This window comes from Rhizocola hellebori (assembly GCF_016862955.1).
In the GTDB taxonomy this organism is placed as follows: domain Bacteria; phylum Actinomycetota; class Actinomycetes; order Mycobacteriales; family Micromonosporaceae; genus Rhizocola; species Rhizocola hellebori.
This window is the reverse complement of record NZ_BONY01000096.1, coordinates 23,901-33,688: the sequence shown is the minus strand read 5'-3', so window position 1 is coordinate 33,688 and position 9,788 is coordinate 23,901. Positions and strand designations below refer to the sequence as shown.

The window sequence follows — 9,788 nt, the reverse complement described above, 5'->3', positions numbered from 1 at the left end:
CAATGGATCTAAGCGATGAAATGCGAGGTCGCGGCAGCTCCAGTTGACGGAATGCCTTGTGGCGTAGCCATTTTTGTTCCAGAGTGCGGCGTCACGAGGTGAGAGCACAGGGCTTGCATCGCTCCTATGTCAAGAGAAATTGTTGAGTAAGCGATCGGCTCGCTGCCGCGACGGCATGGCGTCGGCGTGTATGTCCATCTCTGCATCAGGCTGGTGTTGCAGAGATGGACATACACGCGAAGAGCAGTCGTGCCCGGGAGAGCTTGGAGACGATCTAGCGCCTGGGAGTCGGCGGCGCAGCCGCCGGGCGCGGCCAAGCACGGGCGCAGCGTCGCCGCCCGGGAGGTGCGGTGAAGGACCACAACGTAGCGGCGCAAAGAAAGGCTATGGCGGAACGGGACAGGGAAGCAGAACGCTGGCGCGGAAGGCTATGGGACAGCGCAGGACAGGTCGGTGCACAGGAAAGCGGCACGCTGGCGCGGAAGGCCATGGGACAGCGCAGGACAGCGCCGTGCACAGGAAAGCGTGATGGCGCGAGAGGTTAGGGGCAGCGGGGGACGGGCCTGTGCACAGGAAAGCGGCATGCTGGCGCGGGAGGTTAGGGGGCGGAGCGGGAGAGGGCGGTGCGTCGGGAGGTGACTCGGCGGCCGAGGGTGGCTAGGCCGCCGGGGAAGAAGTAGACGGCGAGGATGAATAGGGTGCCGAGGATGAATAGGGGCTCGGCGAGGGGGCCGGGGAGGTCGAAGGTGACGCCTAGTTGGGATAGGCGGTGGTCTAGGAAGGTGAAGAGGATGCCGCCGATGACCGGGCCGAAGCGGGTGCCGGGGCCGCCTAGGACCACCATGATGAGCAGGGTGAGGGTCAGGTCGGAGGAGGCGACGTGGGTGGAGGCGCCGCCGACGACTAGAACGTATACGGCGCCGCCTAATGCGGCTAACGCGCCGGCGAGGGTGAAGGCGACGAGCTTGTAGCGGTAGGGGTTGAGGCCTAGGACGTCTACGCGCAGGGCGTCGTCGCGGATGCCGGCGAAGACGCGGCCGGTGGGGGATTGGGCGACCCGGTGCAGGACAACGACTACGAGCGTGAGGTAGGCGACGGCCAGCCAATAGAGGTTGACGGTGTTGGCGACACCGATCAGGAATGAGGGTAGGCCGGAGGAAAGGGGCAGGCCCTCCTCGCCGCCGGTGAGGCCACCGGGATTGCGGGCCACCAGGATGGCACCAACCTGGGCGAAGGCCAGGGTCACCATGGAGAAGGCGATTCCCTTAACCCGTAGCGCAATCGCACCCAGTGCGGCCGCCACGGTGGTGCCGGCCAGCAGGGCGAAGAGCATGGCCAGCGGGAGGCCGACTTCGGTGACCAGAATCGCGGTGACGTAGACGCCGATGGCGAAATAGAGGGCGTGGCCGAAGGAGAGCAGGCCTGTCCGTCCAAATAGGAGGTCGTAGCCGGCGGCGAGGCCACCGAAGACGAGGCAGAGAGCCAGCAGCTGCAACGTCCCGGGCGCGTTGGTCAGCGCGTTATAGGGGATCGCGATCAGCAGGAGGAAGGCACCGACCGGCCACCAGCGTGTCAAGGCGTTCATGCGGTCCTCCGGGTCAGCCCGCCGGGACGCACCAGCAGGACGACGGCGAGCAGGGCGACCACGCAGATGTCGCCCATGCCGGTGCTGTAGTAGTTGACGAACTGCTGGAGCAGGCCGACCGCGACCGCGGCCACGGCCGAGCCGATCACCGAGCCCATGCCGCCGATGACGACCACGATGAAGGCGAAGATGAGCAGGGAAGCGCCCGTGGTGGGCGAGATACTGCCCAGGTAGACGCCGCCGAGCGCGCCGGCCAGAGCGGCCGCGGCACCGCCGATGGCGAACACGAGCGTGAAAGCTTTGCGCACATCGATGCCGAGCGCGGTGACCATCTCCCGGTTTTCCACCCCGGCCCGCACGATCAGCCCGTACCTGGTCCAGCGCAAGAAACCCAGCAGCGCCCCAAGCACGCCCAGCGCGGCCACGATGAGCAGGATCCGGTCCACCGGCACCAGCGCACCACCGATCGACAGCACGTGCTGTGTCCACTGTGGACGCGGGAAGGGACGCGCGTCGGCCCCGAAAGTGGCCTGTAGCAATGCCACTCCGGCCAGGGAGAGCCCGACGGTCACCAGCACCTGTTCGATGGTGCGCTTGTACAGGGGCCGGATGAGGACCAGCTCGACAAGCACCGCGGCGAGCGCGCCGACCACCACCCCGAAAGCCACAGCGGCCACGAACCCGACATGCGGGTAGGCCCACCACGTCCCGTAGGCGCCGATGGACAGGAAGAGCCCGTGGGCGAAGTTCAGCACGTCGGCCAGCCCGAAAACGAGCGAAAGCCCAGACGCGACAAGGAAGTAGAGCGCGGCGAGACCGAGCCCGGTGATCGCCAGCAGGACGATGGTGGACATCAGTGACCGACCCCCAGCAAAGACTTCGTCAGCGAGGCATCGCCGAGCAGTGTGGTCGCGGATCCGGTCCAGGCGACCCGGCCCGACGCGAGCACCACGGCGTCGGCCGCGAGGCGTCTGACCACGGCGAGGTTCTGCTCGACCAGCAGCACCGGCACCCGTTGCGAAACCAGCTCCAGGGCCACGGCCACCTCGGTGACCACCTTGGGCGCCAGGCCTTTGGTGGGCTCGTCGACGAGCAGGAGCTTGTGCGAGTTGAGCAGCACCCGGCCCAGCGAGAGCATCTGCTGCTGGCCGCCCGACAGCGAACCCGCGGTCTGCGAGAGGCGCTGCTTGAGCACGGGGAACAGCTCGAAGACGAGGTCGTAGTTGGGTTCGCGCAACGCGGCCAGGCGGAGGTTTTCGGCGACGGTCAAGCCGGCGAAGACACAGCGGTCCTCGGGGACGTAACCGAGTCCACTTTGGACAAGACGATGGGTGCGCTGGCCGGCGATGGATTGGCCCTCAAAGGTCAGCGAACCGGTGGCCGGCGCCAGCCCGAGAATCGCCCGCAGCGTGGTGGTCTTCCCGACGCCGTTGCGGCCCAGCAGCACGGTGATCCCACTGGCCGCCACATCGAAAGAGATGCCCTGCAGGATGTGCAGGCCGCTGAGCCGGACGGAGACGTCCTTGAGGCTGAGAATCACAGCTCCTCCCCCAGGTAGGCCTCTTGCACTACGGCATTGGCCATCACCGCGGCTGGGGTGTCGCAGGCGAGCAGCGCGCCGTGGTGCATCACGGCTATCCGGTCCGCCACTTCAAGGATGACGTCCATGTGGTGTTCCACCATGAGAACGCTTCCGGTCAGGCCTTTGATGACCTCGACCAGTTCCGGTACGTCCTCGGCCGACACGCCCGCCATGGGTTCGTCGAGCAGGAGCACGGCCGGGTCCGCGGCCAGCAGCAGAGCGATTTCCAGCTTGCGCTTCTCGCCGTGGGCCAGCGTGGCGGCCAGCGCCTCGGCCCGATGGGCCAGACCCACTGCGGTAAGGCACGAATCGGCTTTCTCGATGACCGCCCGGTTGGCGCTGGCGCGCCGCCACAGGGCCATCGAGCCGCCCATCCGGGCCTGCACCGCGAGCCTGACGTTCTCGGCCACGGTCAGCGCGCCGAAGACCGAGGAGGCTTGAAAGGTGCGCCCGAGCCCGCGGCGGGCCCGTTGGTGCGGGGCAAGGCCGGTGATGTCCTCGCCCCGCAGGCTTACCCGGCCGGCGGTGACCGGGCGCAGCCCGGAGATGAGATTGAAAAGGGAGGTCTTACCCGCGCCGTTCGGCCCGATCACCCCGAGGAACTCGCCCTGGTTCAGCTCGATCGACACGTTGTCCACAATGGACACCTCACCGATCTTCCAGGTGAGTCCCTCGGTGGTGAGTACTGACATCGCTTCGGGTCAGCCCTTCATTGCTACTGCGGGCGGCGAAACCTCGTCCGGGTTCAGCGCCTTGATCAGCTGCGGCTTGCCCGCGACCAGCTTGACCTGGAACATCGGCTGCAGCAGGGCGTGGTCGTCCTTGCGGACCGTGTTCTTGCCCTTGACCCCGTCGAAGCTCCAGCCCTCCAGCGCGGTAATCATCTTCTCGACGTCGTCGCCACCCTCGCCGATCGCGCGAACGATCATCTGGGCCGCGTTGAAGCCGTCCGGGGAGAAGATGTCCAGGCCACCGCTCACGTTGGCGGCAGCGGACTTGGCGAAGTCGTTGTCGGTCGCGCCATCGAAGTAGTGCGACAGGAACGACACCTTCTCGCCCGCCGCGCCGAAGGTGGCGTGGGAGGCCTTCTGGTCCAGGCCGGTGACCACCGTCGTGGTGGCGAGCACGGCCTGCTGGTCGAGCGCGTTCCACATGGCCGCGGCGGTGGTTCCCGCCCAGGCCACGAAGACCAGGTCCGGCTTCGCGGTCTTGATCTGGCTCGCGAACGGCGTGAAGTCCTTGGCGTCGGCGGGGACCAGAATGCTCGTCACCTTGGCGCCGGCTCCACCGATCACGGCGGTGACCGCGGCGACGTTCGAGGTACCGAAAGCCCCTTCCTGGGCGAAGACGAGGACATTCTTGCCGGCCGGGGCGGAGATGAACGACTTGGCCGCCATCACGTCCTGGTACGACTGCCGCCCGGACCGGAACGTGTACCGGTTGACGCCGGTCAGCGCATCGGTGGCGGCCGGGCCGGAGATGAACAGCACCTTGTTCTGGGCCGCGATCGGCGCCACCTGCAGGGCCACCCCGGAAGAGGTCGACCCGGCGATGATCTTCGCACCCTTGCCGATCAGATCCTTGGCCGCCGACACCGCCTTGGCCGGGTCACCGGCGTCGTCGGCCTCGGTCACCTCGATCGCGCGGCCGTTCACCTTGTTCGTGCCGCCGGTGGCCTTGGCCAGACCGGCTTTGAAACCCTCTATGTACTGCTTGCCGTAACTAGCTAGCGCGCCTGACTGCGAGTAGACCAGGCCTACCTTGACCGGTGCCCCAGCCTGAGGTGCCGCGGCCTCCTGAGGACTGCTACAACCCGCAGCGAAGAGCGCCGCGGCGAGAATGATGAGTCGCTTTCGCACTGCTGCATCTCCAATGTTTCGCCCGCATGTCGTTTCGTGGTCGGGCCTACGCTAGAGAGCGGTGTCACAAGCGGCTATGTGGGTTTCCCCCACACCGGCGGCGCAAGTAATGGCGAGCGGCACTAGTAGATGGACACGTGAACGTGGTTGGTGTGATCACCGGCCGGCGAGTCGCCGCAATTTGACCCGGCGGAGTTGTATTTGCTCCAGCCTGAACCCACATGCCAGATATCGCAGTACCAGACGACGTACATGACGCCGAGCGCGATCGCGTTCTTGACGAAGAAGTACGCAAGGTTGTTGCCGTAGGTCTTGTCGTCGCCGCTGGCGCTCGCGTTGATGAAGCCACTCTTGTTGGCGGAGAAGTCGCAGGCTCGGCCCTTGGGATGCTCCCACTTGTCGCCCGGCCGATAGCACGAGACGTAGCGGGTGAAGCCCGCCTTCTGCGCTTCCTTCATCGCCCACAGCGTGCGCGGCGTGATGCAGCCACTCGTGGTGGGGTCGTTGATGGAACACGTCTCCGACGGCCAGCTTCCGTTGGCGTTGCGCGGAGCGGGGGCTGCGGCGCGCGAATTCGGGTCGAGCCAGCCGCGGGTCGCGCCACCGCCGACGGCGGAGAGGGCGCGCTCGGCCGCGGTCTTGCGCTTGGCCATTTCGGCCAGGGCGTTGGCCTGATTCTGAATCTCGTCGTCGATCGCCTTCTTCGCCTCGGCCGCGCGGCGCTTCGCGTCCGCCAACTGAGACAGGATCGTCTGATCACGCTGCGTGACTTTTTCCATGGCCTGCGCGCGCCCGAGGAATTGGTCGGGGTTGTTGGCATTGAGCAACGCGCTCAGGACACCGAACCGGCCCGTCTTGTAGGCCTCCCCGGCATAACGCCCCACTCCCACCCGGGCCCGGGCGATGTCCAGCTCGGCGAGGGTCAGGATGTTCTGCAGCTCGGCCTGCTTGGCTTTGGACCCGCTCAGCGCGGCTTCGGCGTCGAGCCAGCCGATGGCGGCCGACTCGAGGTTGGTGCGCAGGGTGTCGAGCGTTGGGGTGCTGCCCTCGTTCGGCGGCGCGGTCGGATTCGGCTCAGCCCAGGCAGGGGAGGCGAAGCCCAGCAGCACCAGCAGCGCCGTGAGGATGGCCGTCGCGGGTCTGGACCTTCGGCGGCGATGAGGGGGCACCGTGGGGGTCACGGTCGGTCACATTACATGAAGCTTCAATATCACTCCAGCAGCGTGTGCTTCGCAAGGTGAAAAACTTCCTCATCTCGGCAGGCCAGAAGGCCTAGGCGGGGCTGCGCCGGGTCATAGTCGGTGCCGTCGAAATGACGAACCACACCGCCGGCTTCGCGCGTGATGAGCGCTCCGGGCGCGTGGTCCCAGGGCAGGCTTCGCCAGAAAAGGGTGAAATGCTGTTCGCCACGAATCAAATTCGGGTACTCGCGCCCGGCGCAGTATTGCGGCGGCATGGCCCTGCCCAGCAGAGATGCCCGCGAAATCACCTGTTCCTTGAGTGATTCCGGCAGATACGTGGTGGCCAGCGCGCCCGACATATCGCCCGGTTTGCTGACCGGAGTCTGATCCATCGTGGTCCGCACACCGTCTATATAGGACCCAGAACCCAATTCGGCTGTGGTGACCGTGCCGGGAACGGGTTCGTAAATCACCGCGAGGACTGGGTTCCCGCCCCGCAAAAGTGCAACCATCAGGGCAAATGGCTCTTTTCCGGCAGCAAAGTTGCCGGTGCCGTCGATCGGGTCGATCAGCCAGACCGGGCCGGGGTCGCCAATCCGCTCAAGCACGCGGTGGTCGGCGGCGACCGCTTCCTCCCCCACCGCCAGCGAGCCGTGCAGCAACGCCGTCAGCCTGGTCTCCAGCTCCCGCTCGGCCTGCCTGTCCACAATGGTCACGATGTCGCCCGGGCTCTTCTCCAGCACCTCGCCCTCGGTCAGATTGCGAAACCTCGGCAGCACCAGCTCGTCGCCAACCTCGCGCAGCACCGAAACGACCCGCTCAATCATTTAGCGCCCTCTCGATAGGATCACCTCATGGTTGCACGAGTGATCGCCACACTGGCATTGTCCGCGGGTCTGTTCGCGTCAGCGGCCGGATGTAGTAGCGAGGGAGCGTCAACTAGCTGCAGCAGCACGTCGGCCTGCACCATCACCTTCGATCGTGGTGTCGACGGCGCCAAGGCAAGCGTCCTCGGCGTCGAGGTGGCGCTGGTCAGCGCGACAGACACCACCGCGACGCTGAAGGTGGCCGGGCAGGAGGTCACAGTGCAGAACGATCAAAAGGTCGAGGTCGGTGACTTTACGGTCACCCTTAAGGGCCTCACCGAGAGCGAGGCCAAGGTCGAAATCGCTCGCTAGGCGAAGGCCTGGCGCAGGGCGGTCAGCGCGGGGATTTCGGCCCGATCGATCTCCTGGCGCTTCTCGAGATCAAGCGCGCTGACCCCGCCGTCGCGGCCGGCCCAGAGCCGGCTGCCCAGCGCCAGGCCGCGCAGGTCGAAGTCGAGTGCCCACTCGTCTTTCCGGTCGCGCTCACGCCCGTGCAGGATCTTCAGCTGGCGGCCCGCGCCTACCAGGAGACGATCTTCCGCTAGGCCCAGCGCGTAGGCCGTCCCGGCCGCCGGGCTAAAGGTCCTTGTCTGCGTGATGGCCAGCGTGCTCGGGTCGATCACCGCCACCGTTCCGTGCTCCGCGGAGATCGCGTAGAGCTCGAACCCGGACTCGGACATGGCGATCGTGTGGCCCTCCGCCGCACCCGTGCCGAAGGGGGCCGGCAGGTCGATGCAGAACGCCCACCCGTCCTGCAGATGAAGCGAGTGGATGAACGCGTGCACGTTGGGCGCTCCCGGCCGCACGCCGAGCAGCTCCCCGGTGTGCTGATGGTCGCCGAGATGGGTGTAAAGGGTGAACAGGATCCCTTGCCGGGAGTCGTAAACCGCGTGCCTTCCCCGGCCTCGCATGACCTCCTCGGCGCTGGTCGGCACCACCGTCTTGGTGCGCGTCGAGAGCGGATCGACCTGACCGGTAAGGATGTTCAGCACCCGCACCCGGTAGACGTCCGGCGCCTTGGGCGGCAGGTAGTCCAAGAGATAGAGGCGCTCGCCGTCGCTGGAGAAAGCCTCCGGTTCCAGGTTGCCGTCGAGCTCAAAACGCTTGCGCTCCTTGCCATCTCGCATCACCAGCAGCGAGGTGCTCACCCGCGGCTCGGGCCGGTAGATGTCCGCGGCGGCATGGCTTCCGGCGAGCAGCGCCACCTGATCGTGACTCGCGGCGCGCGGCGTCCACAGGCCCGGCAGCGTCGCCTTGGTGCTCACCCGGGCGGTGGCGCAGTCGCGCACCACCAGCGAGCCGTCTTCGACGCAGGCCAGATTGGCTCCGCCGGTCGCGGCCGTTTTGGGTTCTGCCAGCCATTTCTTGGTACCGGCGGAAAAGATGCCCAATCCATCGCGGTGCGAGACCAGGAGCCGGTCGCCCCCCTGCACCGATTGCGCCGGCGGCTCCTGGCACGCCGCGAGCAGCCCGCCCAGCGACGCCAACGCGGCAGCGCTAAGAACCTCACGTCTGGTAGTCATGCTTCGATGAGTCGCGATCCGCTGACCGGGTTCCCGGATCTGAGAATTTGTCGGAGGGGAAGGCTACCGTCCTCGCATGGATGAGACTGAGTGGCTTGACGACGAGCCCTCCCCAGCGTCGCCGTCGGCGCGCATGTCGCTCGAAAGGGAGTTCACCGACGGTGGCCGCACCTACCAGATCACCGCTTCCATCCTCGCCGACGGGCGCACCGAGATCTCGGTGCGCAGCGGCCCCGTCGACGCGATGGAGCTCAATGAGTTCAGCGGCATCATCGCCCGCGAAGACCTGCCGGTCATCGCCCGCATCCTCAAGCCCGAGCTGGCGAGCATCGCCGCCTGGCAGGGCATTCAGCTCGACGATCGGGCCTACTCGGTCGCGGAGCGCCGGCGTGAGCACCCCAACGCCTATAGATCGTGGTCCGACGCGGAGGAGCAGCGGCTGCTCGAGCTCTACCGCACCGGCATCTCCATCCGTGAGATCGCCAAACAGCTGGGCAGACGTCCGGGTGGGGTGACCGCGCGCCTGGAAAAGCTGGCCCTTCAAAGCTCCTTGAACATCGTGTCGCAGACGGTCTCATAGCGCACGATCTCGCCTTCGGGCCCCTCGTGGTCCCACGATTCGGCTCGCTGGCCGAAGACCTGATACCCCAATCGCTCGTAAAGCGCTTTTGCACGCGGATTGTCGAACTCCACTAGAAGCTCCGCGCGGTTCAGTCCCCTCGCGGCAATCCGCTCCTCAAGCGAGCGCATCAGGATCGTCCCTATCCCGCACGACTGCAGCGCGGGATGCACCGCCACCTGCCAGATGACACCTGCACCGGGGCTGGCTTCATAGTCCACGCCGCCCTTGGCAATCGGCAGTCCCGCCGGCGGGCAGACCACCAGATAGTCGACCACGCCCGCCCTGGCCCGCTCCAGTGCCGCGGCGACCGACCTGAGGTGGGTCGGCGACCCCGACCAGGCACAGCTGGGCAGGTCGGCCGCGACGAAATCCCTTACCGTCAACGGCACTACGACCTTCACCTGGACAAGGCTACCGGCGCGGATCCGCCGCCGCCGAGGTCTGTCGACTGTAGACAGACGATGGTGACGGTCATTCGCGGTCGAACTCTGATTCCCCAGAGGCAACCTTGTTACCAGCCAATCACTGGTCGTCACACGCACACTTCAATGCTCCGGCGCATTACGAAGT

General features: G+C 66.5%; 11 protein-coding genes. 2 read left to right on the top strand and 9 right to left on the bottom strand.

Annotation, left to right across the window (positions count from 1 at the left end; genetic code table 11):
- Window positions 1–598: 598 nt before the first annotated feature.
- The 7 genes from Rhe02_RS42605 to Rhe02_RS42575 all read right to left on the bottom strand — a co-directional run bounded on the left by Rhe02_RS42605 (window position 599) and on the right by Rhe02_RS42575 (window position 7,034).
- A complete protein-coding gene (locus tag Rhe02_RS42605; RefSeq protein WP_203914219.1) occupies window positions 599–1,585 on the bottom strand; it encodes a branched-chain amino acid ABC transporter permease in 987 nt (328 codons plus the stop codon).
- Window positions 1,582–2,439, bottom strand: coding sequence for a branched-chain amino acid ABC transporter permease (locus Rhe02_RS42600; RefSeq protein WP_203914218.1), 858 nt, complete (start codon window positions 2,437–2,439; stop codon window positions 1,582–1,584). Before Rhe02_RS42600 ends, Rhe02_RS42605 begins: the two co-directional genes overlap by 4 nt.
- Window positions 2,439–3,125, bottom strand: a complete 687-nt coding sequence (locus Rhe02_RS42595) for an ABC transporter ATP-binding protein (RefSeq protein WP_203914217.1) — start codon at window positions 3,123–3,125, stop codon at window positions 2,439–2,441. Before Rhe02_RS42595 ends, Rhe02_RS42600 begins: the two co-directional genes overlap by 1 nt.
- Window positions 3,122–3,859 carry an ABC transporter ATP-binding protein gene (locus Rhe02_RS42590; RefSeq protein WP_203914216.1) on the bottom strand — a complete coding sequence of 246 codons (738 nt, stop codon included), beginning with the start codon at window positions 3,857–3,859 and terminating at the stop codon, window positions 3,122–3,124. Before Rhe02_RS42590 ends, Rhe02_RS42595 begins: the two co-directional genes overlap by 4 nt.
- Before the next feature lie 9 nt (window positions 3,860–3,868).
- On the bottom strand, window positions 3,869–5,026 hold the full coding sequence (locus tag Rhe02_RS42585; protein WP_203914215.1) for a substrate-binding domain-containing protein: 1,158 nt from the start codon (window positions 5,024–5,026) through the stop codon (window positions 3,869–3,871).
- Between the two features lie 122 nt (window positions 5,027–5,148).
- Window positions 5,149–6,207, bottom strand: a complete 1,059-nt coding sequence (locus Rhe02_RS42580; protein ID WP_239124413.1) for a coiled-coil domain-containing protein — start codon at window positions 6,205–6,207, stop codon at window positions 5,149–5,151.
- A gap of 29 nt (window positions 6,208–6,236) precedes the next feature.
- Window positions 6,237–7,034, bottom strand: a complete 798-nt coding sequence (locus Rhe02_RS42575) for an inositol monophosphatase family protein (protein WP_203914214.1) — start codon at window positions 7,032–7,034, stop codon at window positions 6,237–6,239.
- Window positions 7,035–7,061: 27 nt separating this feature from the next.
- Between Rhe02_RS42575 and Rhe02_RS42570 the strand changes: the two genes are divergently transcribed.
- A complete protein-coding gene (locus Rhe02_RS42570) occupies window positions 7,062–7,385 on the top strand; it encodes a hypothetical protein (RefSeq protein WP_239124412.1) in 324 nt (107 codons plus the stop codon).
- Here Rhe02_RS42570 and Rhe02_RS42565 read toward each other — a convergent pair.
- Complete coding sequence (locus Rhe02_RS42565) at window positions 7,382–8,596, bottom strand: hypothetical protein (RefSeq protein ID WP_203914213.1); 1,215 nt, start codon at window positions 8,594–8,596, stop codon at window positions 7,382–7,384. The genes Rhe02_RS42570 and Rhe02_RS42565 overlap by 4 nt on opposite strands.
- A gap of 76 nt (window positions 8,597–8,672) precedes the next feature.
- Between Rhe02_RS42565 and Rhe02_RS42560 the strand changes: the two genes are divergently transcribed.
- Window positions 8,673–9,176 (top strand): hypothetical protein, encoded by a 504-nt coding sequence (locus Rhe02_RS42560; protein WP_203914212.1) that lies wholly within the window; start codon window positions 8,673–8,675, stop codon window positions 9,174–9,176.
- On the opposite strand, the gene Rhe02_RS42555 is transcribed toward Rhe02_RS42560, so the two are convergent.
- Complete coding sequence (locus tag Rhe02_RS42555) at window positions 9,137–9,619, bottom strand: GNAT family N-acetyltransferase (protein ID WP_203914211.1); 483 nt, start codon at window positions 9,617–9,619, stop codon at window positions 9,137–9,139. The two genes, Rhe02_RS42560 and Rhe02_RS42555, sit on opposite strands and share 40 nt — an antisense overlap.
- Window positions 9,620–9,788: the final 169 nt, after the last annotated feature.